The organism is Dactylosporangium sp. NPDC051485, from assembly GCF_040682015.1.
In the GTDB taxonomy this organism is placed as follows: domain Bacteria; phylum Actinomycetota; class Actinomycetes; order Mycobacteriales; family Micromonosporaceae; genus Dactylosporangium.
This window is the reverse complement of record NZ_JBFAZW010000053.1, coordinates 50,548-73,642: the sequence shown is the minus strand read 5'-3', so window position 1 is coordinate 73,642 and position 23,095 is coordinate 50,548. Positions and strand designations below refer to the sequence as shown.

The 23,095-nt window shown below is 69.0% G+C and carries 35 protein-coding genes and 2 pseudogenes; 2 read left to right on the top strand and 35 right to left on the bottom strand.

Annotated features, from left to right (window positions below; translation table 11 throughout):
• Positions 1–677: pseudogene (locus AB0M46_RS27860) on the bottom strand (hypothetical protein); the annotation flags it as partial.
• A gap of 136 nt (positions 678–813) precedes the next feature.
• Between AB0M46_RS27860 and AB0M46_RS27855 the strand changes: the two are divergent.
• Entirely contained in the window at positions 814–1,428 is a 615-nt protein-coding gene (locus AB0M46_RS27855; protein ID WP_363340528.1) for a methyltransferase, read from the top strand.
• A gap of 29 nt (positions 1,429–1,457) precedes the next feature.
• Positions 1,458–3,131 (top strand): ATP-binding cassette domain-containing protein, encoded by a 1,674-nt coding sequence (locus AB0M46_RS27850; protein ID WP_363340525.1) that lies wholly within the window; start codon positions 1,458–1,460, stop codon positions 3,129–3,131.
• Between the two features lie 103 nt (positions 3,132–3,234).
• On the opposite strand, the gene truA is transcribed toward AB0M46_RS27850, so the two are convergent.
• The 34 genes and pseudogenes from truA to tuf all read right to left on the bottom strand — a co-directional run bounded on the left by truA (position 3,235) and on the right by tuf (position 23,091).
• Positions 3,235–4,044: a tRNA pseudouridine(38-40) synthase TruA gene (truA, locus tag AB0M46_RS27845; protein WP_363340523.1), complete on the bottom strand. Its 810-nt coding sequence runs from the start codon at positions 4,042–4,044 to the stop codon at positions 3,235–3,237.
• 104 nt (positions 4,045–4,148) lie between these two features.
• A complete protein-coding gene (rplQ, locus tag AB0M46_RS27840) occupies positions 4,149–4,673 on the bottom strand; it encodes a 50S ribosomal protein L17 (RefSeq protein WP_363340521.1) in 525 nt (174 codons plus the stop codon).
• 49 nt (positions 4,674–4,722) lie between these two features.
• The gene (locus AB0M46_RS27835) at positions 4,723–5,745 is read right to left on the bottom strand and encodes a DNA-directed RNA polymerase subunit alpha (protein WP_363340519.1); all 1,023 of its coding nucleotides are present in this window, start codon (positions 5,743–5,745) and stop codon (positions 4,723–4,725) included.
• Positions 5,746–5,930: 185 nt separating this feature from the next.
• The gene (gene rpsD, locus AB0M46_RS27830) at positions 5,931–6,557 is read right to left on the bottom strand and encodes a 30S ribosomal protein S4 (RefSeq protein ID WP_344616004.1); all 627 of its coding nucleotides are present in this window, start codon (positions 6,555–6,557) and stop codon (positions 5,931–5,933) included.
• Positions 6,558–6,573: 16 nt separating this feature from the next.
• Positions 6,574–6,984: a 30S ribosomal protein S11 gene (gene rpsK, locus AB0M46_RS27825; RefSeq protein ID WP_033357646.1), complete on the bottom strand. Its 411-nt coding sequence runs from the start codon at positions 6,982–6,984 to the stop codon at positions 6,574–6,576.
• A gap of 43 nt (positions 6,985–7,027) precedes the next feature.
• Entirely contained in the window at positions 7,028–7,408 is a 381-nt protein-coding gene (gene rpsM / locus AB0M46_RS27820) for a 30S ribosomal protein S13 (protein ID WP_363340516.1), read from the bottom strand.
• Positions 7,409–7,577: 169 nt separating this feature from the next.
• Positions 7,578–7,694 carry a 50S ribosomal protein L36 gene (gene rpmJ, locus AB0M46_RS27815; protein ID WP_014440745.1) on the bottom strand — a complete coding sequence of 39 codons (117 nt, stop codon included), beginning with the start codon at positions 7,692–7,694 and terminating at the stop codon, positions 7,578–7,580.
• A gap of 82 nt (positions 7,695–7,776) precedes the next feature.
• On the bottom strand, positions 7,777–7,998 hold the full coding sequence (gene infA / locus AB0M46_RS27810; RefSeq protein WP_007073013.1) for a translation initiation factor IF-1: 222 nt from the start codon (positions 7,996–7,998) through the stop codon (positions 7,777–7,779).
• Positions 7,999–8,183: 185 nt separating this feature from the next.
• On the bottom strand, positions 8,184–8,672 hold the full coding sequence (locus AB0M46_RS27805; protein ID WP_363340513.1) for a DUF1707 domain-containing protein: 489 nt from the start codon (positions 8,670–8,672) through the stop codon (positions 8,184–8,186).
• A 79-nt stretch (positions 8,673–8,751) separates the two neighbouring features.
• Positions 8,752–9,597: a type I methionyl aminopeptidase gene (map, locus tag AB0M46_RS27800; RefSeq protein ID WP_363340511.1), complete on the bottom strand. Its 846-nt coding sequence runs from the start codon at positions 9,595–9,597 to the stop codon at positions 8,752–8,754.
• Positions 9,598–9,617: 20 nt separating this feature from the next.
• Entirely contained in the window at positions 9,618–10,271 is a 654-nt protein-coding gene (locus tag AB0M46_RS27795) for an adenylate kinase (protein ID WP_363340509.1), read from the bottom strand.
• Entirely contained in the window at positions 10,271–11,608 is a 1,338-nt protein-coding gene (gene secY / locus AB0M46_RS27790) for a preprotein translocase subunit SecY (protein ID WP_363340532.1), read from the bottom strand. The genes AB0M46_RS27795 and secY overlap by 1 nt, the downstream gene beginning before the upstream one ends.
• A gap of 196 nt (positions 11,609–11,804) precedes the next feature.
• A complete protein-coding gene (gene rplO, locus AB0M46_RS27785; protein WP_363340507.1) occupies positions 11,805–12,263 on the bottom strand; it encodes a 50S ribosomal protein L15 in 459 nt (152 codons plus the stop codon).
• A gap of 4 nt (positions 12,264–12,267) precedes the next feature.
• On the bottom strand, positions 12,268–12,450 hold the full coding sequence (gene rpmD / locus AB0M46_RS27780; RefSeq protein WP_344615998.1) for a 50S ribosomal protein L30: 183 nt from the start codon (positions 12,448–12,450) through the stop codon (positions 12,268–12,270).
• A gap of 2 nt (positions 12,451–12,452) precedes the next feature.
• Positions 12,453–13,079: a 30S ribosomal protein S5 gene (gene rpsE / locus AB0M46_RS27775; RefSeq protein ID WP_363340504.1), complete on the bottom strand. Its 627-nt coding sequence runs from the start codon at positions 13,077–13,079 to the stop codon at positions 12,453–12,455.
• A gap of 15 nt (positions 13,080–13,094) precedes the next feature.
• On the bottom strand, positions 13,095–13,490 hold the full coding sequence (gene rplR, locus AB0M46_RS27770) for a 50S ribosomal protein L18 (RefSeq protein ID WP_344615996.1): 396 nt from the start codon (positions 13,488–13,490) through the stop codon (positions 13,095–13,097).
• Complete coding sequence (rplF, locus tag AB0M46_RS27765) at positions 13,487–14,029, bottom strand: 50S ribosomal protein L6 (RefSeq protein ID WP_363340502.1); 543 nt, start codon at positions 14,027–14,029, stop codon at positions 13,487–13,489. Before rplF ends, rplR begins: the two co-directional genes overlap by 4 nt.
• Before the next feature lie 13 nt (positions 14,030–14,042).
• Positions 14,043–14,450, bottom strand: a complete 408-nt coding sequence (rpsH, locus tag AB0M46_RS27760) for a 30S ribosomal protein S8 (protein ID WP_344615994.1) — start codon at positions 14,448–14,450, stop codon at positions 14,043–14,045.
• A gap of 63 nt (positions 14,451–14,513) precedes the next feature.
• Positions 14,514–14,699, bottom strand: coding sequence for a type Z 30S ribosomal protein S14 (locus AB0M46_RS27755; protein WP_190249376.1), 186 nt, complete (start codon positions 14,697–14,699; stop codon positions 14,514–14,516).
• A 13-nt stretch (positions 14,700–14,712) separates the two neighbouring features.
• The gene (gene rplE / locus AB0M46_RS27750; protein ID WP_344615993.1) at positions 14,713–15,276 is read right to left on the bottom strand and encodes a 50S ribosomal protein L5; all 564 of its coding nucleotides are present in this window, start codon (positions 15,274–15,276) and stop codon (positions 14,713–14,715) included.
• Positions 15,276–15,590 carry a 50S ribosomal protein L24 gene (rplX, locus tag AB0M46_RS27745; RefSeq protein WP_344615992.1) on the bottom strand — a complete coding sequence of 105 codons (315 nt, stop codon included), beginning with the start codon at positions 15,588–15,590 and terminating at the stop codon, positions 15,276–15,278. Before rplX ends, rplE begins: the two co-directional genes overlap by 1 nt.
• A gap of 2 nt (positions 15,591–15,592) precedes the next feature.
• On the bottom strand, positions 15,593–15,961 hold the full coding sequence (gene rplN, locus AB0M46_RS27740) for a 50S ribosomal protein L14 (RefSeq protein ID WP_203845087.1): 369 nt from the start codon (positions 15,959–15,961) through the stop codon (positions 15,593–15,595).
• A gap of 88 nt (positions 15,962–16,049) precedes the next feature.
• Positions 16,050–16,334, bottom strand: coding sequence for a 30S ribosomal protein S17 (rpsQ, locus tag AB0M46_RS27735; RefSeq protein WP_344615991.1), 285 nt, complete (start codon positions 16,332–16,334; stop codon positions 16,050–16,052).
• A gap of 2 nt (positions 16,335–16,336) precedes the next feature.
• Positions 16,337–16,576 (bottom strand): 50S ribosomal protein L29, encoded by a 240-nt coding sequence (rpmC, locus tag AB0M46_RS27730; protein ID WP_363340530.1) that lies wholly within the window; start codon positions 16,574–16,576, stop codon positions 16,337–16,339.
• On the bottom strand, positions 16,576–17,001 hold the full coding sequence (gene rplP / locus AB0M46_RS27725; protein ID WP_344615990.1) for a 50S ribosomal protein L16: 426 nt from the start codon (positions 16,999–17,001) through the stop codon (positions 16,576–16,578). The genes rpmC and rplP overlap by 1 nt, the downstream gene beginning before the upstream one ends.
• 3 nt (positions 17,002–17,004) lie before the next feature.
• A complete protein-coding gene (gene rpsC / locus AB0M46_RS27720) occupies positions 17,005–17,856 on the bottom strand; it encodes a 30S ribosomal protein S3 (RefSeq protein WP_363340497.1) in 852 nt (283 codons plus the stop codon).
• 197 nt (positions 17,857–18,053) lie between these two features.
• Positions 18,054–18,419, bottom strand: a pseudogene (gene rplV / locus AB0M46_RS27715) (50S ribosomal protein L22); the annotation flags it as partial.
• A gap of 31 nt (positions 18,420–18,450) precedes the next feature.
• Positions 18,451–18,732, bottom strand: a complete 282-nt coding sequence (gene rpsS, locus AB0M46_RS27710) for a 30S ribosomal protein S19 (RefSeq protein WP_190249384.1) — start codon at positions 18,730–18,732, stop codon at positions 18,451–18,453.
• A gap of 12 nt (positions 18,733–18,744) precedes the next feature.
• Positions 18,745–19,584, bottom strand: coding sequence for a 50S ribosomal protein L2 (gene rplB, locus AB0M46_RS27705; protein WP_363340495.1), 840 nt, complete (start codon positions 19,582–19,584; stop codon positions 18,745–18,747).
• A 12-nt stretch (positions 19,585–19,596) separates the two neighbouring features.
• A complete protein-coding gene (gene rplW, locus AB0M46_RS27700) occupies positions 19,597–19,899 on the bottom strand; it encodes a 50S ribosomal protein L23 (RefSeq protein ID WP_033357665.1) in 303 nt (100 codons plus the stop codon).
• Between the two features lie 3 nt (positions 19,900–19,902).
• Entirely contained in the window at positions 19,903–20,583 is a 681-nt protein-coding gene (gene rplD / locus AB0M46_RS27695; RefSeq protein ID WP_363340492.1) for a 50S ribosomal protein L4, read from the bottom strand.
• Entirely contained in the window at positions 20,580–21,251 is a 672-nt protein-coding gene (gene rplC, locus AB0M46_RS27690) for a 50S ribosomal protein L3 (RefSeq protein WP_363340490.1), read from the bottom strand. The genes rplD and rplC overlap by 4 nt, the downstream gene beginning before the upstream one ends.
• Before the next feature lie 12 nt (positions 21,252–21,263).
• Entirely contained in the window at positions 21,264–21,572 is a 309-nt protein-coding gene (gene rpsJ / locus AB0M46_RS27685) for a 30S ribosomal protein S10 (protein ID WP_018347762.1), read from the bottom strand.
• Between the two features lie 325 nt (positions 21,573–21,897).
• Positions 21,898–23,091 carry an elongation factor Tu gene (gene tuf / locus AB0M46_RS27680; protein WP_363340488.1) on the bottom strand — a complete coding sequence of 398 codons (1,194 nt, stop codon included), beginning with the start codon at positions 23,089–23,091 and terminating at the stop codon, positions 21,898–21,900.
• Between the last annotated feature and the right edge of the window lie 4 nt (positions 23,092–23,095).

Sequence of the window (23,095 nt, the reverse complement as noted above, 5' to 3'; positions counted from 1 at the left end):
GCGTCACCGGGGCGGCCGAACGCACCACCCGGGGCCTCGTCGGCGGCGCGCCGGCGGCCGGCGGGGGCGTCGAAGTTGGGGCGGCCCGGCGGCGGGGCCGGGGGCAGCCCGGACGGGCTGAAGACGCCGCTGGGCGAGTCGTCGCGCCCGCCGCGGGACTCGCCGATGCCGTCGTAGCCGTCGCCGCGCTCGCCCCGGCGCGGCCGCTGGATGGCAGTGGTGCGGTCGGCGGCGTCGCCCCGGTCCAGCGGAGGCCGCTCGAAGCTGTCCGACCGCTCCAGCGAGGAGGGCACAGGACGGTCAAGGCCACCACGGTCGAAGCCGCCGCGATCGGAGGAACCACGGTCTAGGCCGCCACGATCGAGGCCGCCGCGATCGGAGGAACCACGGTCGAAGCCGCCGCGGTCGAGGCCGCCGCGGTCGGGGGAACCATGGTCCAGGCCGCCGCGATCGGGGCCGCCGCGGTCGAAGGGGCCCGGGCGCTCCAGCGGGCCCGGGCGGTCGAAGGACCCGGAGCGGTCGAAGGGGCCAGGGTCCGCGGGCGGCGCGGCGAAGGGATCTGGTTCGCCCCGCCCGCTGCCCCGCAGTCCCGCGAGCCAGTTGTCGGCTTCGTCCGCCTCATCCCGGCGGAACGAGTCGGAACGCCGCTTCCGGCGCTGCTCGTCCCGAGAAGTCATGTCGCACAGGGTAGCCGACGGTGCCGAGCATTGGCTTATCGGCGATCGCCCGCCGGTCCCGATCGGGTGGCCGCCCGAACCGCCCGTCACCTGGGCGTGGACAATGCGTTGCGAGCCGGCGGGTAAGGAGGGCAATGTGGCGGGCGAGCACTATTTCTCGGCCGATCCGGCGGTCGCGCACGAGCGGCACGAGATCGTGTTCGAGGCCCTTGACCAGGAGTTCCGGCTTGCCTCGGCGTCCGGGGTGTTCTCGTTTTCCCGGTTGGACCCCGGCACCGGCGTACTGCTGCGCGAGGCCCCGTTCCCCGGGCCGGACACCGCCGGGCCGCTGCTCGACCTGGGCTGCGGCTATGGGCCGATCACCGCGGTTCTGACCAGGGCCGCGCCGGCCGCGACGGTGTACGCCGTCGACGTCAACCAGCGCGCCCTCGAGCTGGTGCGGGAGAACGCCGATCGGCTCGGGGCGGGCGGCCGGGTGGTCGCTAGCCTGCCCGACGACGTGCCGGCGAGTGTCGGGTTCGCGCAGATCTGGTCGAACCCGCCGATCCGCATCGGCAAGCCGGAGCTGCACGCGCTGCTGCTGCGCTGGCTGCCGCGGATGGTCCCCGGCGGCGTTGCGTGGCTGGTCGTGGCCAAGAACCTGGGCGCGGACTCGCTGCAGCGATGGCTCGGGGAACAGGGTTTCCCGGCCGAGCGGCACGCCAGCCACAAAGGGTTCCGGGTGCTGCGGGTCGTAAAACCGCTTTCCTGAGGTACCGCTGCGGCTCGAAGCTCTCAGGCGTGGGATATGTGGACGTCGCAGGGGTCGGGCACACGCTGCCGGACGGCCGTGAGCTCTTCTCCGATGTGTCGTTCCGGGTCGGCGAGGGCGCGAAGGTGGCGCTCGTCGGTCCGAACGGCGCGGGCAAGACGACCCTGCTGAAGATGGTCGCCGGGGACCTGCCGGTGCGCGCGGGCGCGGTCGCGCGGTCCGGAGGGCTCGGCGTGATGCGCCAGTTCATCGGGATGATCGGCGACGACCGGACGCTGTACGACCTCGCGCTGGAGCTGGCGCCGCCCCGGCTGGGCGAGGTCGGGCGGCGACTGGCGGCGGCCGAGAAAGCCATGCACGAGGCCGGGGACGCCGGCCCGGCGGCCGAGAAGGCCCAGCTGCGCTACGCCGGTGCGCTGGCGGCGTGGGGCGAGGCCGGGGGGTACGACGCGGAGGTCCTCTTCGACACGGCGAGCGTCGCCGCGCTCGGGCTGGCGTGGGACGAGACCCGGGACCGGCCGGTGCGCACCCTCTCCGGCGGCCAGCAGAAGCGCTTCGCCCTGGAGCTGCTGCTGCGGGGCGAGGACGAGGTGCTGCTGCTCGACGAGCCGGACAACTTCCTCGACGTGCCAGGCAAGCGCTGGCTGGAGGAGCGGCTGCGGGAGTCGCCCAAGAGCGTCCTCTACGTGTCGCACGACCGCGAGCTGCTGGCCCAGTCCGCCGACCGGGTGGTCGCGGTGGAGGGTGGCTCCGCGTGGGTGCATCCCGGCGGGTTCGCGTCCTGGCACGAGGCCCGCAGCGCGCGCCACGAGCGGCTGGACGAGCTGCGCCGGCGCTGGGACGAGGAGCATGAAAAGCTCAAGGCCCTGGTCCTGATGTACCGCACCAAGGCCGCCTACAACGACGGTCTCGCCTCCCGCCTGCAGGCGGCCCAGACGCGGCTGCGCAAGTTCGAGGAGGCCGGCCCGCCGCCGGCGCCCCCGAAGGAGCAGGACATCCGGATGCGGCTGTCCGGCGGGCGCACCGCCAAGCGCGCGGTCATGTGCGAGCAGCTGGAGCTCGACGGCCTCACGTACCCCTTCGACCTGGAGATCTGGTACGGCGACCGGGTGGCCGTCCTGGGCGGCAACGGCACCGGCAAGTCGCACTTCCTGCGGCTGCTGGCCCGCGGCGGCACCGACCCCGACGGGCCCGCGGTCGGCGGACCGGACGTAGCCGAGATCGCCCCGGTGGCGCACGGCGGCAAGGTGCGCCTCGGCGCCCGGGTCCGCCCCGGCCACTTCTCGCAGACGCACGACCGCCCGGAGCTGCTCGATCGCACCCTGGCCGAGATCCTGTGGCGGGGCGACGACTGGCGCGACGGGCTGCCCCGCCCGCAGGCGATGCCCGCCCTGGGCCGCTACGACCTGGCCGCCCAGGCCGACCAGCGCTTCGGCACGCTCTCCGGCGGGCAGCAGGCCCGGTTCCTGGTACTGCTGCTGGAGCTGTCCGGCGCGACCCTCCTGCTGCTCGACGAGCCCACCGACAACCTCGACCTGGCCAGCGCCGAGGCCCTGGAGGAGGGCCTGCGAAGCTTCGACGGGACGGTCGTGGCGGTCACCCACGACCGGTGGTTCAGCCGCTCCTTCGACCGGTACGTGCTCTTCCGCGCCGACGGCGAGGTCGTCGAGGTGCCGGAGCCGGTGTGGGAGGGCCGCGGCTAGTCCGGCCGGTCCGCCTTGACCCCGCGCTGAGCGCGAGACTCCGGGGCGGTCACACGGTCGAGTTCGGCCTTGACCCTGCGCTGAGCGCGGGACTCCGCCGCGGTCACAGGTCGCGGCGGCGGCGGGTCAGTTCGGCGCGCTCGCGCAGCAGGGCCGGGGTCGGCGGGTACGTCACCTCGACCAGGGTCAGGCCGTGCGCCGGGGCCACGACCACCTCGTCGGCCCGGGCCGAGCGGGTCAGCAGGGTGCCGGGCCACCCCGGATCGCGGCGGCCGTCCCCCACCGGCAGCTGGGCGCCGACGAGGCTGCGGACCATCGACCAGCAGAAGGCGTCGGCCTCCACGGTGGCGACCAGCCGGCCGTCCGGGTCGCGCCGCCAGTCCATCCGCCGCACCGCCCGGATCGTGCTGGCGTGCTCCTTGCGCCGGCAGAAGGCGGCGAAGTCGTGCTCGCCCACGAGCGCCTCGGCGGCGGCGTTGAGGCGGTCCAGGTCGAGCGGGCGGGGCCAGGCGAGGGTGTCGCGGCGGCGCAGCGGGTCCGCGCCGTAGGGGGCATCCGTGACGCGGTACTCGTACCGCCGCGCCAACGCCGAGAAGCGCGCGTCGAACTCGAAGGGGACCGCGCGGGCCGCCAGGACGCGCACGTCCGGGGGCAGCAGGCCGGCCAGCTTGCGGATCAGGGCCGCGCCGATGGCCTCCCAGCGCTCCTGCGGTACGTCGACGTGGCACACCTGCCCGGTGGCGTGTACGCCCGCGTCCGTGCGTCCGGCCACCGTCAGGCCCTCGACGGCGCCGAAGAGCCGCTCCAGGACGGCCAGGAGCTCCCCGGCGACCGTCCGGCGGGACGGCTGCACCGCCCAGCCCGAGAAGTCGGTGCCGTCGTAGGAGACGTCAAGCCGGATGCGCTGGCTCATGCGAGTAGAGCTTCCTTTGCCAGTAGAGCTTCCTTCGGTACAACTGCCAGAAAGAAAGCCCGGCACCCACGAGGGGTGCCGGGCCGACGGACCTCGACCGGTGATCAGGCCTTGGTCTCTTCGTTCTTCTGCTCCTCGGCGGCCTCGTCCGCCGGGGCCGAGGCGGCGGCGGCCGGAGCCTCGTCCGTCTCGTCGCCGGCGAGCACCGCGATCGAGTCGGCCTTGGCCGCCTTGCGCTCGGTCTTGCGCGGCGCCTTGGGGGCCGCCACCTCGAGCTCCTCGACCAGTTCGATGATCGCCATCGGGGCGGCGTCGCCCTTGCGCGGGCCCGCCTTCACGATGCGGGTGTAACCGCCGGGGCGGTTGCTGTAGCGCGGCGCGATCTGGTCGAACAGCTGGAACACCACGTCCTTGTCCCGCACCACGGAGAGCGCTTGACGGCGCGCGTGCAGGTCGCCGCGCTTGGCCTTGGTGATGAGCTGCTCGGCGAGCGGGCGCAGCCGCTTGGCCTTCGTCTCGGTGGTGGTGATGCGGCCGTGCTTGAACAGCGACGTGGCGAGGTTCGCCAGCATCAGCCGCTCGTGCGCGGGGCTGCCGCCGAGGCGGGGACCTCTGGTGGGCGTGGGCATTCTTGGGGCTCCTCTAATAACAGCAGGCTTGGTAATCCGGCTGCGCGGGTTAAAGCTGCTCGGTCTCGCGGTAGTCGTCGGCGTCGTAGTCCACCTCGGCGAAGGAGTCCACGACGTGGGCCGGGTCGAACGTCGGGGCGGAGTCCTTGAGACCCAGGCCCATCCCGGCGAGCTTCATCTTGACCTCGTCGATCGACTTCTGACCGAAATTCCTTATATCGAGGAGGTCTGCTTCCGTGCGGCTGATCAACTCCCCGACGGAGTTGATGCCCTCACGCTTGAGGCAGTTGTAGGAGCGGACGGTCAGGTCCAGCTCCTCGATCGGCAGCGCGAGGTCGGCCGCCAGCTGCGCGTCCTGCGGCGACGGGCCGATGTCGATACCCTCGGCCGTCTCGTCCAGCTCGCGGGCGAGGCCGAAGAGCTCCACCAGCGTCGAGCCGGCCGAGGCCAGCGCGGTGCGCGGGGTCAGCGACGCCTTGGACTCGACGTCGATGATGAGCCGGTCGAAGTCGGTGCGCTGCTCGACACGGGTCGCCTCGACGCGGTACGTCACCTTGAGCACCGGCGAGTAGATCGAGTCGACCGGAATGCGCCCGATCTCCTGGCCCTGCTGCTTGTTCTGGTTGGCGGTCACGTAGCCGCGGCCACGCTCGACCGTCAGCTCCATGTCCAGCCGCCCCTTGCCGTTCAGCGTGGCCAGCTTCAGGTCGGGGTTGTGCACGGAGACGCCGGCCGGGGGCTGGATGTCGCCCGCGGTGACGTCGCCCGGGCCCTGCTTGCGCAGGTACATCGAGACCGGCTCGTCGTGCTCGGAGCTGACGCACAGCTCCTTGATGTTCATGACGAGCTCGACCACGTCCTCCTTGACGCCGGGGATCGTGGTGAACTCGTGCAGCACGCCGTCGATCTTGATGCTGGTGACCGCCGCGCCCGGGATGGAGCTGAGCAGGGTGCGCCGCAGCGAGTTGCCGAGCGTGTAACCGAAGCCCGGCTCGAGCGGCTCGATGGTGAACTTGGACCGAACCTCGCTGATCGACTCTTCCGCGAGGCTGGGACGCTGAGAGATAAGCACTTGCGTTTCCTCCAGTTCGTTGCGCGCCCGCTATTTGACGCGCTCCGGATCGGCGGTGCCATATGGCCTACGCCTAGTCTGGCTCGATGACGCTTCGCGAGGATCGACCCAGACCAGGCGCGCCCAATCTGGCTCGATGACGCTTTGCGAGGATCGACCCAGACCAGGCGCCGCCGACGTTGTTGCTACTTGCTGTAGAGCTCGACGATGAGCTGCTCCTGGACCTGGGTGTCGATGACCTGCCGGGCCGGCAGGCTGTGCACCAGGACCTTGAACTCGCTCGGGATGAACTCCAGCCACGCCGGGACGGTCTTGCTGCCGGCGAGGCCCTGCGCGATCTGGAACGGCGTGAGCTCCCGCGACTTCTCGCGCACCTGCACGATGTCGTGCTCGCGGAGACGGTACGACGGGATGTCGACCTTCTTGCCGTTGACCAGGATGTGGCCGTGCTTGACCAGCTGGCGGGCCATGTCGCGGGACGACGCCAGGCCGGCGCGGTACACGACGTTGTCCAGCCGCGACTCGAGGATGCGCAGCAGCTCCTCGCCGGTCTTGCCCGGCTTGGCCACGGCCTCCTCGTAGTAGCCGGCGAACTGCCGCTCCAGCACGCCGTAGATGCGGCGGGCCTTCTGCTTCTCGCGCAGCTGCAGGAGGTACTCGGTCTCCTTCGGACGCCCACGGCCGTGCTGGCCGGGCGGGAAGGGACGCGACTCGAACGGGCACTTCGGCCCGTCGCACTTGCTGCCCTTGAGGAACAGCTTCATCTTCTCGCGACGGCAACGACGGCAGTCGGCACCTGTGTAACGAGCCATTGTTCTGTCTCTTCCCTTAGACCCGGCGGCGCTTCGGCGGACGGCAGCCGTTGTGCGGCTGCGGGGTGACGTCAGAGATCTGCCCGACCTCCAGGCCCACGGCCTGCAGCGAGCGGATCGCGGTCTCCCGGCCGGAGCCGGGGCCCTTCACGAAGACGTCGACCTTGCGCATGCCGTGCTCCATCGCGCGGCGAGCGGCGGCCTCGGCGGCCAGCTGCGCGGCGAAGGGGGTCGACTTGCGCGAGCCCTTGAAGCCCACCTGGCCGGCGGAGGCCCAGGAGATGACGGCACCGGTCGGGTCGGTGATCGACACGATGGTGTTGTTGAACGTGCTCTTGATGTGCGCCTGCCCGTGGGCGACGTTCTTGCGTTCCTTGCGCCGGACCTTCTTGACAGCGGTCGCGCCGGCGCGAGCCTTCGGCGGCATTCTCTATGCGCTCCTAGAAAGAATTCTGATCTCGGACCGGCTGTTACTTCTTGCCCGGCTTCTTCTTGCCGGCGACCGTGCGCTTCGGCCCCTTGCGGGTGCGCGCGTTGGTCCGGGTGCGCTGACCGCGCACGGGCAGGCCCTTGCGGTGCCGGATGCCCTGGTAGCAGCCGATCTCAACCTTGCGGCGGATGTCCGCGGCGACCTCGCGGCGCAGGTCGCCTTCAACCTTGTAGTTGGCCTCGATGTAGTCGCGCAGCTGCACGACCTCTTCGTCGGTCAGGTCCCGAGCGCGCTTGTTCGGGTCGATGCCGGTGGCGGCCAGAGTCTCGACGGCGCGGGTACGCCCGATGCCGTAGATGTAGGTGAGTGCGATCTCGGCGCGCTTCTCACGCGGGAGATCGACACCAACGAGACGTGCCATAGGTGGGCGTGCTCCTTGTGTGTGCGGAGGTCTATGCCCGCTCCGCCCCCGTCTGCCCACAGACGGGCCCCGGCCTCCGACCGGGGGTGTCGCCACGCACGCCGCGCCCTTTCGGCGCGGGCCGCCCGTGGCTGGAACGGGCAAATTACTGATGAAGCGGCTTCGGGACTCAGCCCTGGCGCTGCTTGTGGCGCGGGTCAGTGCTGCAGATGACCATGACCCGGCCATGCCGCCGGATGACCCGGCAGTTGTTGCAGATCCGCTTGACGCTCGGCTTGACCTTCACGGTTTGCCTAACTCTCGCTGCGCGCGTCGCTCCTGCGAGCGGACACGACAGAACCCGACCGTTAACTGGGTACCGACACCGATTACTTGTAGCGGTAGACGATGCGCCCGCGAGTGAGGTCGTAGGGCGAGAGCTCCACGACCACACGGTCCTCGGGCAGGATGCGGATGTAGTGCTGCCGCATCTTGCCACTGATGTGCGCCAAGACCTTGTGGCCATTGGCGAGCTCCACCCGGAACATCGCATTCGGGAGTGGCTCGATCACTCGGCCCTCGATCTCGATGGCCCCGTCTTTCTTCGGCATGTCCTCCGCTACCTGACATCGGCTGTGGTGGTCGACGCTTGCATCCATTTCTCGAGGTCAGAGGACCTCGAGCCAGCCGCGGCTCCGGTTATGCCACAGAAGCGCGTGGGGGCATGCCGGAGTGGACGCTTTGCGCCAATGGGCAAGTCTACGCGCGGGAACCCCGGGCACCAAATCGGGGTGGTCTAGCTGTCGCGGTACCGCTTCTGAGCGTCAGCGTTGTTGCCGAGGGCCTTCACCGACAAGGTGGAGGCGAGCAGCACGGCGCCCCAGGGGCCGGCGACCCACATGGGCCAGAAGTAGACCGGCTCGCCCCCGGAGATGCTCACCAGGGCCCAGATGACCACGTTCACCGAGACGGCGACCAGCCAGGCGCTCCAGACGCCGAGCAGCCAGCGCGGGTTGCGCCCGTCGGAGGAACCCTTGCGCTCGTCCGGGTCGTCGACCGGCGGCTCTTGCGGCTCGATCTGCGAGCCGCCGACCGGGTGGAAGCCCGGTAGGTCCCTGAGGATGGCGTCCAGGTCGCCGTAGGTGCGGGCGGCGTAGGCATCCTTGAGCCGATCGTCGTATTCGCCGAGTGACAACCGGCCCTCGTCGAGCGCCGCCTTCAGGCGCTCTGCCACGAACTGCCGGTCGACGTCGGCCGCACGCAGGTTCTCCCGCCGGTCTGCCACCGTTCCCCCTTCGGACGCTGCACACAGCATCCCACCGCGCCCGCGCGGCCATCCACCCCGGGTTTTCCCTTACTCGCCGCTACTCCGCGGCGGGCACCGGCTCACGGGCGGTGACCAGGTCACCCAGGCGAGCACGGCCGCCGTCGTGGGCGGTCAGCACCCACACGCCGTCGTCGCAGATCGCCATCGTGTGCTCCACGTGGGCGGCGACCGAGCCGTCGACCGTCACCACGGTCCAGCCGTCGTCGAGCTCGGCCACCTTCGGCTTGCCCCGGGTGATCATCGGCTCGATCGCGAGCGCCATGCCCGGGCGCAGCAGCGGGCCCTTGCCGGGGCGGCCGGAGTTCTGCACGAACGGGTCCTGGTGCATCGCGCTACCGATCCCGTGGCCACCATAGCCCTCGACAATGCCGTACCGGCCCGCCTTGCGGATCGCCGACTGGATGGCGAAGGAGATGTCGGTCAGCCGCCCCTTGCCGGAGCTGGCCCCGCGGGCGGCGGCGGCGATGCCGGCCCACATCGCGTCCTCCGCGGTCCGGATGAGCCCCCGGGCGTCGGGGCGGCCCTCGCCGACCAGGACGGTGATCGCCGCGTCGCCGTGCCAGCCGTCGAGGTCGGCGCCGCAGTCGATGGAGATCAGGTCGCCGTCGCGCAGCACCTGCCGGGCGCTGGGGATGGCGTGCACGACCTGGTCGTTGACGGACGAGCAGATGGATGCCGGGTAGCCGTGGTAGCCCAGGAATGACGGGACGGCGCCGGCCGCCCGGATCGTCTCCTCGGCGATGCGGTCCAGCTCCAGGGTGGAGACCCCGGGGGCGACCGCGGCCCGCATCCGCTCCAGCGCGTCGGCGACGACGAGGCCGGCGCGGCGCATGAAGCCGATCTGTTCCGGGGTCTTGAGCTCGATCTCGACCTGGTGGGGCATGAAATGGACCTGCCGTGTGCTCAGGCGCCGTAGGAGCGGAGGGCGTCGATCGCGCGCACGGTGACGTCCTCGACCGGACCCGTGGCGTCGATGCCCACCAGCTTGCCCTGCGCGCCGTAGTAGTCCACCAGCGGCGAGGTGTCCCTGGCGTACACCTTCAGGCGCTCGGCGATCGTCTCGGCCTTGTCGTCGTCGCGCTGGAACAGCTCCCCGCCGCACCGGTCGCAGACGCCGTCGTGGGTCGGCGCGTCGAACTCGACGTGCCAGATCTTGCCGCAGCCACGACAGGTCCGCCGGCCTGACAGCCGGCGGATGACCTCTTCGTTCTCCACGACCAGTTCCAGGACGATGTCCAGCCCCGTGCCGAGGTCGGCCAGCAACTTGTCCAGGGCGTTGGCCTGCGGCACCGTGCGCGGGAAGCCGTCAAGCAGGAACCCGTCGACGGCGTCCGCCTCGCCCAGCCGGTCCGACACCATGTTGATGGTGACCTCGTCGGGCACGAGCTGGCCGGCATCCATGTACCGCTTGGCCTCGACGCCGAGCGGGGTGCCCTGCCCGACGTTGGCCCGGAAGATGTCGCCCGTCGAGATTTTGGGCACGGCGAGGTGCGCGGCGATGTACTCGGCCTGGGTCCCCTTGCCCGCCCCGGGGGGACCTACCAGCACCAGCCTCACTACCGGAGGAACCCTTCGTAGTTGCGCTGCATCAGCTGGCTCTCGATCTGCTTCACCGTCTCGAGGCCCACACCAACAATAATGAGCACCGCGGTGCCACCGAACGGGAAGTTCTGCAGAGCCTGTCCGCCGCCCACGATACCGATGAGCAGGTTGGGCAGGATCGAGATGATGCCCAGGTACAGCGCGCCGGGGAGGGTGATGCGGCTGAGGATGAAGTCGAGGTACTCCGCCGTGGGCTTGCCCGGGCGGATGCCCGGCACGAAGCCGCCGTACTTGCGCATGTTGTCCGCCACCTCGGTCGGGTTGAAGGTGATGGACACGTAGAAGTACGTGAAGAAGATGATCAGCAGGAAGTAGATCGAGATGTGCCAGGCGCTGTTCTGCGGCACGATGTTCCGGTTGATCCACAGGATCGTCTTGTTCGTCGAGTCGGTGCCGGCGAACGAGGTGATCAGCTGCGGGATGTAGAGCAGCGACGAGGCGAAGATAACCGGGATGACGCCCGCCTGGTTGACCTTCAGCGGGATGTAGGTGGACGTGCCGCCGTACATCCGCCGGCCGATCATCCGCTTGGCGTACTGCACCGGGATGCGCCGCTGGGCCTGCTCGAGGAAGACCACGAAGGCGATGACCACCACGGCCAGGCCGACGATCACGAAGAACGTGGTCTTGTTGTCCTGCCAGATCTGGATGCCCTCGAGCGGCAGGCGGGCCGCGATCGAGGTGAAGATCAGGACCGACATGCCGTTACCCACGCCGCGGTCGGTGACCAGCTCGCCGAGCCACATGATGACGCCGGTGCCGGCGGTCATCGTGATGACCAGGGTGCCCAGGGTCAGCCACATCGGCAGCTTGTGGGTGTCCGGGATGATCGGGTACTGCGACTGGTCGCACGCGCCGCCGAAGAGCTGGCCGGACCGCGCCAGGGCGACGAACGCCGAGGCTTGCAGGATGCCGAGGCCGAGAGTGAGGTAACGCGTGTACTGCGTGATCTTCGCCTGGCCGGCCTGGCCCTCCTTGCGCAGCTGCTCGAGGCGCGGGATCACCACCGTGAGCAGCTGCAGGATGATGCTCGCGGTGATGTAGGGCATGATGCCCAGCGCGAACACCGACAGCTGGAGGAGTGCGCCACCGGAGAACAGGTTCAACAGGGTGAAAACCTGGTTGTCCTTGCTGTTCTCGACGATGTTGAGGCACTTCTGCACGTTGCCGTAGGACACGCCAGGGCTGGGCAACGTGGCGCCGAGCCGGTAGATGGCGACCATAAACAACGTGAACAGGATTTTCTTGCGCAGGTCAGGCGTTCGGAACGCACTAACAAAGGCGGAGAGCAACTTCATCCTCCTGCGCAAGGCGGCCGGTCGTTCGGCCGACGAGGTGGGGTCCGGGTGGTACTGGTGTCACTGTCGAACGTATGAGTCCGACGTGGTACTGCGCAACGGACTCTAACAGGATGTCCGCGGCACATCACGTCCGGCTTTACGAGCACGCCATGGCGCCCACCGAACCGGTGGGCGCCACGATAGCGCTCTATGCCGTTTCGCCGCCGAGCAGCTGGGTCGAGCCGCCGGCAGCCTCGATCTTTTCCTTGGCCGTCGCACTGAACTTGTGCGCGCTGACCTGCAGCTTCACGCCGCCGAGCTCGCCATCGCCGAGCACCTTGACCAGCTCGCCCTTGCGGACGGCGCCGGCCTCGACCAACTCGGCCACGCCGACCGAGCCGCCCTCGGGGAACAGCTCGGCCAGGCGGGCAAGGTTCACAACCTGGAACTCGATCCGGTTGCGGTTGCGGAAGCCCTTGAGCTTCGGCAGGCGCATGTGGAGGGGCATCTGCCCACCCTCGAACGCCGCCGAGATGTTCTTGCGGGCCTTGGAGCCCTTGGTACCACGACCAGCGGTCTTGCCCTTGGAGCCCTCACCGCGACCCACACGGGTCTTCTCGGTCTTGGCACCGGGGGCCGGCCGCAGGTGGTGCAGCTTGATCGTCATCGGATTACTCCACCTCTTCCACGGTGACAAGGTGCGTCACGGTGTGGATCATGCCGCGGATCTCCGGGCGGTCCTCCTTGACGACAACGTCGCGGATCCGCTTGAGCCCGAGGGAACGCAGCGTGTTGCGCTGGTTCTGCTTCGAGCCGATCTCCGACCGGATCTGGGTGACCTTCAGACGAGCCATGGCTATGCCACCGCCCCGGCACGCGCGGCCAGCATGGCGGCCGGCGCGACATCCTCGACCGGAAGGCCACGGCGAGCGGCCACGGCCTCGGGCGACTCGAGCTTCTTCAGCGCCGCCACCGTCGCGTGGACGATGTTGATGGCGTTGGAGGAGCCGAGGCTCTTGGACAGCACGTCGTGGATGCCAGCGCACTCCAGGACGGCGCGGACCGGGCCGCCGGCGATGACGCCCGTACCGGCGGAAGCCGGCTTGAGCAGCACCACGCCGGCCGCGTCCTCACCGATCACCGGGTGCGGGATCGAGGCCGCGAGCCGCGGAACCTTGAAGAAGTGCTTCTTGGCCTCCTCGACGCCCTTGGCGATGGCCGCGGGCACCTCCTTGGCCTTTCCGTAGCCGACGCCGACCGTGCCGTCGCCGTCGCCGACGATGACCAGGGCAGTGAAGCTGAAGCGACGACCACCCTTCACGACCTTGGCGACGCGGTTGATCGCGACGACCCGCTCGAGGTGCGGGGTCTTCTCGGCGGGCGCGTTGCCGCGGCCGCCACCCTCGCGACGATTTTCGCGACGGCCGCCACCACCTTCTTGGGTGTTACCGGACCCGCCGCCCCTGCGCTGAGGACCAGGCATGAACGATTCTCCTTCTTAGAACTCGAGTCCGGCTTCGCGGGCGGCGTCCGCCAGGGCCGCGATGCGGCCGGCGTACCTGTTGCCACCACGGTCGAAGACGACCTTGCCGACACCCGCGGACTTCGCCCGCTCGGCCAGGAGGGCGCCCACCTTGCGGGCCTGCGCCTTCTTGTCGCCGTCGGTGCCACGGATGGTCGCGTCGAGCGTCGAGGCCGAGGCCAGCGTGTGGCCCTTGAGGTCGTCGACGATCTGCGCGGTGATGTTCCGCAGGGAGCGGGTGACCACCAGGCGGGGACGCTCGGAGGTACCGGCGACGTGCTTGCGGATACGGAAGTGCCGGCGAGCACGCCCCGTGCGGCGCGCGGCGGCGATGCCGCCGGAGTTGCGGCGCTTGAGCAGCGTGGCGCTCATTTCTTACCAGCCTTTCCGGCCTTGCGGCGGATGACCTCGCCCTGGTACCGCACGCCCTTGCCCTTGTACGGCTCCGGCGGGCGGATCTTGCGGATGTTGGCGGCAACCTCGCCGACCTGCTGCTTGTCGATGCCGGCGATGTGGAACACCGTGGGCTTCTCGACCGTGAAGGTGATGCCGGGCGGCGGGGTCACCAGGACCGGGTGCGAGAACCCGAGGGCGAACTCGAGGTCGCTGCCCTTGGCCGTCACGCGGTAACCGGTGCCGGCGATCTCCAGGCTCTTGCGGTAGCCCTCGGTCACGCCGACCACCATGTTGGAAACCAGCGTGCGGGACAGGCCGTGGAGCTCCTTGGCCTTCCGCTCGTCGTTCGGGCGGACGACGCTGTAGCTGCCGTCCTCGGCCCGCTCGATGGTGATCGGGGCGGCCAGGGTGTGCGAGAGCTCACCCTTGGGGCCCTTGACGGTGACGACCGGGCCGTCGATCTTGATTTCGACGCCCGAGGGCACCGTGATCGGCTTACGTCCGATTCGAGACATGTGATGCCTTCCCTTACCAGACGTAGGCGAGGACTTCCCCGCCCACCCCTCGCTTGCGGGCCTGCTTGTCGGTCAGCAGACCCTGGGACGTCGAGATGATGGCCACGCCGAGGCCGCCGAGCACGCGCGGCATCTCGACCGACTTCGCGTAGACGCGGAGGCCGGGCTTCGACACGCGACGGATGCCGGCGAGGCTGCGCTCACGGTTCTGGCCGTACTTGAGGTCGACGACAAGGGTCTTGCCGACCTTGCCCTCCTCCGGCTCCTGAACCAGCCACGAGGACACGTAGCCCTCGGACTTGAGCACCTCGGCGATGTTCGCCTTGATCTTCGAATATGGCATCGACACCCGGTCGTGGTACGCCTGGTTGGCGTTGCGCAGACGGGTCAGCATGTCTGCGATCGGGTCGGTCATGGTCATGGGTTTGTCAGCCTTTCTCGCCGCGGTTCCGCACCGAGCCGGTGGGCCTGCGGCGAAGGAGGATTACCAGGAAGCCTTGGAAACGCCGGGCAGTTCACCACGGTGCGCCATCTCGCGGATGCACACGCGGCACAGGCCGAACTTGCGGTAGACGGCCTTGGGCCGGCCGCAGCGCTGGCAGCGGGTGTACGCGCGCACCGCGAACTTGGGCTTCGCGGCGGCCTTGAGGACGAGAGCCTTCTTCGCCATTGGTCAGTTCTCCCTAGTTCTCACGGAACGGGAAGCCGAGCAGCTTGAGCAGCGCGCGACCTTCCTCGTCCGTGCGGGCGGTGGTGACCACGGTGATGTCCATCCCTCGCGGCCGGTCGATGCGGTCCTGGTCGATCTCGTGGAACACCGACTGCTCGGTGAGACCGAACGTGTAGTTGCCGTTGCCGTCGAGCTTGCGCCCGTCCAGACCGCGGAAGTCGCGGATACGCGGCAGCGCGATGGACAGCAGACGGTCCAGGAACTCCCACATCCGGTCGTTGCGCAGCGTGACCTTGGCGCCGATCGGCATGCCCTCGCGCAGCTTGAACTGCGCGATCGACTTGGTCGCCCGGCGGACCTGCGGCTTCTGGCCGGTGATCGTGGCCAGGTCGCGGACCGCGCCGTCGATCAGCTTGGAGTCGCGAGCAGCCTCGCCGACACCCATGTTGACGACGACCTTGACCAGGCCCGGGATCTGCATGACATTGGCGTACTTGAACTGCTCCTGCATCGCCCCGGCGATCTCGTCGCGGTAGCGCTGCTTGAGGCGCGGGTTCACCTTTTCGACCGTCGTCATCACAGTTCCTTACCGCTACGGCGGGACACGCGGACCTTCACGCCGTTGTCGTCCTCGCGGGCGCCGACGCGGGTGGCCTGGCCATCCGAGTCGATCACCATCACGTTGGAGATGTGGATGGGGGCTTCCTGCGTCACGATGCCGCCGGTCTTCGAGCCCCGCTGGGTGGTGCGGATGCGGGTGTGCTTCTTGACCCGGTTGACGCCCTCGACGACGACCTTGTCCTCGCGCGGGAGCGCGGCCAGAACCTTGCCGCGGGAGCCCTTGTCCTTGCCGGCGATGACCAGGACGGTGTCGCCCTTCTTCACCTTCATGGCTACAACACCTCCGGCGCGAGCGAGATGATCTTCATGAAACGCTTGTCCCGGAGCTCACGCCCGACCGGGCCGAAGATGCGGGTGCCACGGGGGTCACCGCCATCCTTGATGATCACGGCGGCGTTCTCGTCGAAGCGGATGTACGAGCCGTCCGGCCGGCGCCGCTCCTTCGTGGTCCGGACGATGACGGCCTTGACCACGTCGCCCTTCTTCACGCCGGCGCCCGGGATGGCGTCCTTCACCGTGGCCACGATGATGTCGCCGATGCCTGCATAGCGGCGACCCGAACCGCCGAGCACCCGGATGCACAGGATTTCCCGAGCACCCGTGTTGTCGGCGACGCGCAGCCGCGATTCCTGCTGAATCACGCTTGTCTCCTAATGTCTGCCAGTTCTCGGCGGCCGGGCCCGGGTGGCGACACCCGAGCCCAGCGCCGAGCTTGGCGGAACGACGGCCTTACTTGGCCTTTTCGAGGATCTCCACGACCCGCCAGCGCTTGGTCGCCGACAGCGGCCGGGTTTCCATGAGCAGGACGCGGTCACCGACGCCACACGCGTTCTGCTCGTCGTGCGCCTTGAGCTTGCTCGTGCGGCGCATGACCTTGCCGTACAGCGGGTGCTTGACCTGGTCCTCGACCGCCACGACGACGGTCTTGTTCATCTTGTCGCTCACCACGAGGCCCTCGCGGACCTTGCGGCGGCCGCGCACCTCGGTGCCCGACTCGGTCGTCTGCTCGCTCATGCTCATGCCACCTCAGCCACAGCGTCGGGCGCGGCCGAAAGACCCAGCTCGCGCTCGCGCATGATCGTGTAGATCCGGGCGATGTCCCTGCGGATGATCTGCAGGCGCCCGTGGTTGTCCAGCTGGCCCGTGGCCGACTGGACGCGGAGGTTGAACAGCTCCGCCTTGGCTTCCCGCAGCTTCTCGACCAGGCTCTCGTCGGACAGCTCACGCAGCTCGGTCGCCTTGATACCGGCGGCCATCACGCATCAACCCCTTCGCGCGTGACGATCCGGCACTTCAGCGGAAGCTTGTGGATCGCGCGGCGCATTGCTTCCCGGGCGATCTGCTCGTTCGGGAACGACATCTCGAACAGGATCCGGCCCGGCTTGATGTTGGCCACCCACCACTCCGGCGAGCCCTTGCCGGAACCCATGCGGGTCTCGGCCGGCTTCTTGGTGATGGAGCGGTCCGGGAAGATCGTGATCCAGACCTTGCCACCACGGCGGATGTGCCGGGTCATGGCGATACGAGCGGCCTCGATCTGGCGGTTCGTGATGTACGCGGGCTCGAGAGCCTGGATACCGAACTCACCGAAGACCACGCGGGTGCCGCCCTTGGCCGGGCCGTGACGGTCCGGGTGGTGCGGCTTGCGGAAGCCCTTCGGGGGCTTACGAGGGATCAGCATTCGTCAGCCCTCCTGCTGCGTCTCTGCCGGAGCGGCGGCCGCCTCGGCGGCGGGCGCGGAGTCACCGGCGGCCTCGGCGGCGTGCGCGGCGGCCGCAGCGCGGCCGGCCTCGGTGCCACCGGCGGTCGTGCCGGAGGAGCCGGAGCGCCCGCGACGCGGCCGCTCGGGCCGGTCGGCGCGGTCACGACGGCCCCGCGGAGCGGCGGCCTCGGCCGGCGCCTCGCGACCCGGAACGGCGTCGCCCTTGTAGATCCACACCTTCACGCCGATGCGGCCGAAGGTGGTGCGGGCCTCGAAGAAGCCGTACTCGATGTTCGCGCGCAGCGAGTGCAGCGGCACGCGACCCTCGCGGTAGAACTCGGTCCGGCTCATCTCCGCGCCGCCGAGACGGCCGGAGACCTGCACCCGGATGCCGCGCACCAGCGGGTTCTTCATCGCCGACTGCATGGCCTTGCGCATCGCGCGACGGAAGCTGACCCGGCTGGACAGCTGCTCGGCCACGCCCTGCGCGACGAGCTGCGCGTCCGACTCGGGGCTCTTCACCTCGAGGATGTTGAGCTGCACCTGCTTGCCGGTGAGCTTCTCCAGCTCGGCGCGGATGCGGTCGGCCTCGGCGCCCTTACGGCCGATGACGATGCCCGGGCGGGCCGTGTGGATGTCCACGCGGACCCGGTCGCGGGTGCGCTCGATGTCGACCTTGGCGATGCCGGCCCGCTCCAGGCCCTTGGACATCATCCGACGGATCTTGACGTCCTCGGCGATGTAGTCCTTGTAGAGCTTGTCGGCGTACCAGCGGGACTTCCAGTCGGTGCTGATGCCGAGCCGGAACCCGTGCGGGTGAACTTTCTGACCCATTACTCGGTCTCCTCCTCGGCCTCAGCGGTCTGCTCCGCCTCGGCCTTCTTCGCCGGAGCCTGCTTGGCCGGGGCCTTCTTCGCGGCGGCCTTCTTGGCCGGCGCGGCCTCGACCTCGTCGGTCTCGTCCGGCTCGGGCGTCACGGCCTTGGCGGCCTTCGTCGCCTTGGCCACGCCGGCCTTGGCCGCACGGGCCTGGGCCGCCGGGACGCTCTCGACCACGATCGTGATGTGGCTGGTGCGCTTGCGGATCCGGTACGCCCGGCCCTGCGCCCGCGGCCGGAACCGCTTGAGCGTCGGGCCCTCGTCGACGTAGGCCTCGGCGACCAGGAGCGAATCGGGGTCGAGACGCTCGTTGTTCTCTGCGTTGGCGATGGCGCTCGCGAGCACCTTGTAAACCGGCTCGCTCGCCGACTGCGGCGCGAACTGCAGCACCGTGAGTGCCTCGCGCGCGGGCAGCCCGCGAACAAGGTTCACCACACGGCGCGCCTTCATCGGCGACACGCGCACGTGCCGCGCGATGGCCCGCGCACCGGGCACCGCCGCCTCGCTCTTCGTTGGCATCGGGAAATCCTCTTGATTCCTATCGGCTGCCTTAGCGGCGGCGGCTCTTCCGGTCGTCCTTCTCGTGACCCTTGAACGTGCGGGTCAGCGCGAACTCGCCGAGCTTGTGCCCGACCATCGCCTCGGTCACGAACACGGGCACGTGCTTGCGCCCGTCGTGGACGGCGATCGTGTGGCCGAGCATCTCGGGGACGATCGTCGACCGGCGAGACCAGGTCTTGATGACGTTCTTGGAGTTCTTGGCGTTCTGGACTTCCACCTTCTTGATCAGGTGGTCGTCAACGAACGGGCCCTTCTTCAGGCTGCGAGGCATTGCTCAGGCTCCTTAGCCGCGCTTCCGGGTGGCGTAACGCCGACGGACGATGAGACGGTCGCTCGGCTGGCCCTTGCGCCGCGTACGGCCCTCCGGCTTGCCCTTCGGGTTGACCGGGTGGCGACCACCCGAGGTCTTACCCTCACCACCACCGTGCGGGTGGTCGATCGGGTTCATCGCGACACCGCGGACGGTCGGGCGCTTGCCCTTCCAGCGCATGCGACCGGCCTTGCCCCAGTTGATGTTCGACTGGTCGGCGTTGCCGATCTCACCGACGGTCGCCCGGCAGTGCACGTCGACGCGGCGGATCTCACCCGAGGGCATACGCAGCGTGGCGTACTGCCCTTCGCGGCCCAGCAGCTGAATGCCGACGCCGGCCGAGCGGGCCAGCTTGGCCCCGCCGCCCGGGCGCAGCTCCACCGCGTGGACGGTGGTGCCGACCGGGATGTTGCGCAGCGGCAGGTTGTTGCCCGGCTTGATGTCCGCGCCGGCGCCCGCCTCGACCTGGTCGCCCTGCTTGAGGTCCTTCGGGGCGATGATGTACCGCTTCTCGCCATCGGCGTAGTGCAGCAGGGCGATGCGCGCGGTCCGGTTCGGGTCGTACTCGATGTGCGCGACCTTGGCCGGGATCCCGTCCTTGTCCGCACGCCGGAAGTCGATCAGCCGGTACTGGCGCTTGTGCCCGCCGCCCTGGTGGCGCGCGGTGATGCGCCCGTGGACGTTGCGGCCGCCCTTGCTGGGCAGCGGAACGAGCAGCGACTTCTCAGGCGTCGACCGGGTGATCTCCGCGAAGTCGGCAACGCTCGAACCACGACGACCGGGCGTCGTCGGCTTGTATTTGCGAATAGCCATCGTCTATACCCCTCAGCTGACCGGTCCGCCGAAGGCTTCGATCCGGTCACCCTCGGCGAGCTTCACCATCGCCCGCTTCGTGTCCTTGCGCTTGCCCCAGCCCGTGCGGGTGCGCTTGCGCTTGCCTTCGCGGTTGATGGTGTTGACCGACAGGACGCGGACGTTGAAGATCTGCTGGATCGCGATCTTGATTTCCGTCTTGTTGGCGTCCGGGTGCACCAGGAACGTGTACCAGTTGCGGTTGAGCTCGCTGTAGCTCTTCTCAGAGACTACCGGCTGGATGATCACGTCGCGCGGATCGGCGATCGTCGCCATGGCTCAGCCCTCCTCGTTGCGGTCAGCGTCGTCGCTGTCGCCAACGCTCTCAGACAGCACTGCCGGCACCCCGAGAAACTCGTTGAGCGCCGCGGTGGTGAAGACCACCTGGTCGGCGACGAGCACGTCGTGGGTGTTGAGCTGGTCGGCGACCAGCAGGTGCACCGACTGCTCGTTGCGCAGGCTCAGCCAGTTGGCCTCGTCGTCGCGGGCGAGGACCACCAGGACGCGGCGCGCCTCGGTGATGCCGCGCAGCACGGCGAGCGCGCCCTTGGTCTTCGGCGTGTCGCCCTCGACGAAGGTCTCCACGACGTGGATCCGGCCGTCGCGGGCCCGGTCCGACAGGGCGCCGCGCAGGGCGGCCGCCTTCATCTTCTTGTTCACCCGCTGGCTGTAGTCGCGCGGCACCGGGCCGTGCACGACGCCACCACCGGTGAACTGCGGCGCGCGGATCGAGCCCTGGCGGGCGCGGCCCGTGCCCTTCTGCTTGTAGGGCTTCTTGCCGCCGCCGGCCACCTCGCCGCGGGTCTTGGCCTTGTGCGTGCCCTGGCGGGCCGCGTTGAGCTGGGCCACGACGACCTGGTGCATCAGCGGGATGCTGGCCTGCGTGTCGAAGATGTTGTCCGGCAGCTCTACGGTGCCGTTGGTCGACCCGTCGACCTTACGAACGTCAACGGTGGTCACTTGGTGATACCACCCTTCTGCGACTTCGCCTCGACCTTGGCCGCGCTGCGCAGCAGTACGAGGCTGCCCTTCGGGCCCGGGATCGCGCCCCTGACGAGAATCAGGTTGTCCTCGGACTCGATCTTCTGGATCGTGACGTTCTGCACGGTGAAGCGCACGCCACCCATGCGACCGGCCATGCGGACGCCCTTGAAGACGCGACCCGGGGTCGCGCAGGCGCCGATGGAGCCGGGCGAGCGGTGCTTGCGCTCGACACCGTGGCTGGCCCGCAGGCCGTGGAAGCCGTGTCGCTTCATGACACCGGCGTAGCCCTTGCCCTTGCTGCGGCCGGTCACGTCGATGCGCTGACCGGCGGCGAAGGAGTCCGCGGTGATCTCCTGGCCGAGCGAGTACTCACCCGCGTCGGTGGTCCGCAGCTCAACGATATGCCGGCGCGGGGCGACGTCCGCCTTGGCGAAGTGGCCGGCGCGCGGCTTGTTGACCTTGCGCGGGTCGATCTGACCCCACGCCAGCTGCACCGCCGAGTAGCCGTCATTGTCGGGCGTGCGCACCTGAGTCACGACGCACGGGCCGGCCTGCACCACGGTCACGGGGACAACCTTGCCGTTGTCCCAGACCTGGGTCATGCCGAGCTTCTCACCCAGGATGCCCTTGACTTGCCTGTCCATAAGTCCGAGTCCCTACAGCTTGATCTCGATGTCGACGCCGGCCGGCAGGTCGAGACGCATGAGCGAGTCGACCGTCTTCGGGGTGGGGTCGATGATGTCGATCAGACGCTTGTGCGTGCGCATCTCGAAGTGCTCGCGCGAGTCCTTGTACTTGTGCGGCGAGCGGATCACGCAGTAGCGGTTGATCTCAGTGGGCAGCGGCACCGGCCCCGCGACCTGTGCCCCGGTGCGCGTGACCGTCTCAACGATCTTCCGCGCCGAGGAGTCGACGACCTCGTGGTCGTAGGCCTTGAGCCGGATGCGGATCTTCTGTCCCGCCATGGTGGCTTCAGTTCCCTCTCTCATGCGGGGTCTTGCAACCCCGCCAAACCCCGAAGGGTCCGGTGCCGCCTATTGGAGTGTCCGACCCCCGCGGTCGGGCGTGTCGCGGCCAAGGGCCAGGCTCCGCCACAGAACATTTCCCGCTGTGGAGACCTACCCCAGGGCGCGCCACGCCCAGTCGAGGGGATCCGCGCCAGTCACAGGACTGACGCCGCGCAGAAGCGGTCGAGACTTCTCAACGAGCAGCCTCGACCGCCCCACGACGCAACCCGACCATTATGCCGCAAGCACTGCGGCAAAGTGAAATCGGGGTACCTCAGGGTTGTTACTTGATGATCTTCGTCACACGACCAGCGCCGACGGTGCGGCCACCCTCGCGAATCGCGAAGCGGAGGTTCTCCTCCATCGCGATGGGCTGGATGAGCTGCACGGCCATGCTGGTGTTGTCGCCGGGCATGACCATCTCGGTGCCCTCGGGCAGCGTGACGACGCCGGTAACGTCCGTGGTGCGGAAGTAGAACTGCGGCCGGTAGTTCTGGAAGAACGGGGTGTGCCGGCCACCCTCCTCCTTGGAGAGGATGTAGACGGTCGCCTCGAACTCGGTGTGCGGGGTGTTGCTGCCCGGCTTCACCACGACCATGCCGCGCTCGACGTCCTCGCGCTTGATACCACGCAGGAGCAGACCGACGTTCTCGCCGGCACGCGCCTCGTCGAGGATCTTGCGGAACATCTCGATCGCCGTGCAGGTGGTCTTCATCGACTTGGCCTTGATGCCAACGATCTCGACCTCCTCGTTCGGCTTGAGGATGCCACGCTCGACGCGACCGGTGACGACCGTGCCACGACCGGTGATCGTGAAGACGTCCTCGACGGGCATGAGGAACGGCTTCTCGGTCTCACGCTCGGGCTGCGGGATCGCGGTGTCGACCGCGGTCATCAGCTCCATGAGCGCGTCGGACCACTTCGGGTCGCCCTCGAGCGCCTTGAGCGCCGAGACGCGCACCACCGGAGCGTCGTCGCCCGGGAACTCCTGGCTCGACAGCAGCTCGCGAACCTCGAGCTCGACGAGCTCGAGGAGCTCCTCGTCGTCGACCATGTCGCTCTTGTTGAGCGCCACGACGATGTACGGCACACCGACCTGGCGGGCCAGCAGCACGTGCTCACGGGTCTGCGGCATCGGGCCGTCGGTCGCCGCCACCACCAGGATCGCGCCGTCCATCTGCGCGGCACCGGTGATCATGTTCTTGATGTAGTCGGCGTGACCCGGGCAGTCCACGTGGGCGTAGTGCCGGCTCTCGGTCTGGTACTCGACGTGCGCGATCGAGATCGTGATGCCGCGGGCCTTCTCCTCCGGCGCCTTGTCGATCTCGTCGAACGGCGTGTACGGGTTCACGTCCGGGTACCGGTCGTGCAGCACCTTGGTAATGGCCGCCGTCAGCGTCGTCTTACCGTGGTCGATGTGACCGATGGTGCCGATGTTGACGTGCGGCTTAGTCCGCTCGAACTTCGCCTTCGCCACTGGT

Coding starts and splice junctions, on each gene's coding strand:
- truA (WP_363340523.1), bottom strand. CDS start 4,044: ATGAGCCAGCGCATCCGGCTTGACGTCTCCTACGACGGCACCGACTTC.
- rplQ (WP_363340521.1), bottom strand. CDS start 4,673: ATGCCCACGCCCACCAGAGGTCCCCGCCTCGGCGGCAGCCCCGCGCAC.
- rpsD (WP_344616004.1), bottom strand. CDS start 6,557: ATGGCTCGTTACACAGGTGCCGACTGCCGTCGTTGCCGTCGCGAGAAG.
- rpsK (WP_033357646.1), bottom strand. CDS start 6,984: ATGCCGCCGAAGGCTCGCGCCGGCGCGACCGCTGTCAAGAAGGTCCGG.
- rpsM (WP_363340516.1), bottom strand. CDS start 7,408: ATGGCACGTCTCGTTGGTGTCGATCTCCCGCGTGAGAAGCGCGCCGAG.
- infA (WP_007073013.1), bottom strand. CDS start 7,998: ATGCCGAAGAAAGACGGGGCCATCGAGATCGAGGGCCGAGTGATCGAG.
- map (WP_363340511.1), bottom strand. CDS start 9,597: ATGCCCCACCAGGTCGAGATCGAGCTCAAGACCCCGGAACAGATCGGC.
- rplO (WP_363340507.1), bottom strand. CDS start 12,263: ATGACGATCAAGCTGCACCACCTGCGGCCGGCCCCCGGTGCCAAGACC.
- rpmD (WP_344615998.1), bottom strand. CDS start 12,450: ATGGCTCGTCTGAAGGTCACCCAGATCCGGTCGGAGATCGGCTCGAAG.
- rpsE (WP_363340504.1), bottom strand. CDS start 13,079: ATGCCTGGTCCTCAGCGCAGGGGCGGCGGGTCCGGTAACACCCAAGAA.
- rplR (WP_344615996.1), bottom strand. CDS start 13,490: ATGAGCGCCACGCTGCTCAAGCGCCGCAACTCCGGCGGCATCGCCGCC.
- rplF (WP_363340502.1), bottom strand. CDS start 14,029: ATGTCTCGAATCGGACGTAAGCCGATCACGGTGCCCTCGGGCGTCGAA.
- rpsH (WP_344615994.1), bottom strand. CDS start 14,450: ATGACCATGACCGACCCGATCGCAGACATGCTGACCCGTCTGCGCAAC.
- AB0M46_RS27755 (WP_190249376.1), bottom strand. CDS start 14,699: ATGGCGAAGAAGGCTCTCGTCCTCAAGGCCGCCGCGAAGCCCAAGTTC.
- rplE (WP_344615993.1), bottom strand. CDS start 15,276: ATGACGACGGTCGAAAAGGTGAACCCGCGCCTCAAGCAGCGCTACCGC.
- rplX (WP_344615992.1), bottom strand. CDS start 15,590: ATGAAGGTGAAGAAGGGCGACACCGTCCTGGTCATCGCCGGCAAGGAC.
- rpsQ (WP_344615991.1), bottom strand. CDS start 16,334: ATGAGCGAGCAGACGACCGAGTCGGGCACCGAGGTGCGCGGCCGCCGC.
- rpmC (WP_363340530.1), bottom strand. CDS start 16,576: ATGGCCGCCGGTATCAAGGCGACCGAGCTGCGTGAGCTGTCCGACGAG.
- rplP (WP_344615990.1), bottom strand. CDS start 17,001: ATGCTGATCCCTCGTAAGCCCCCGAAGGGCTTCCGCAAGCCGCACCAC.
- rpsC (WP_363340497.1), bottom strand. CDS start 17,856: ATGGGTCAGAAAGTTCACCCGCACGGGTTCCGGCTCGGCATCAGCACC.
- rpsS (WP_190249384.1), bottom strand. CDS start 18,732: ATGCCTCGCAGCCTGAAGAAGGGCCCGTTCGTTGACGACCACCTGATC.
- rplB (WP_363340495.1), bottom strand. CDS start 19,584: ATGGCTATTCGCAAATACAAGCCGACGACGCCCGGTCGTCGTGGTTCG.
- rplW (WP_033357665.1), bottom strand. CDS start 19,899: ATGGCGACGATCGCCGATCCGCGCGACGTGATCATCCAGCCGGTAGTC.
- rplC (WP_363340490.1), bottom strand. CDS start 21,251: ATGGACAGGCAAGTCAAGGGCATCCTGGGTGAGAAGCTCGGCATGACC.
- rpsJ (WP_018347762.1), bottom strand. CDS start 21,572: ATGGCGGGACAGAAGATCCGCATCCGGCTCAAGGCCTACGACCACGAG.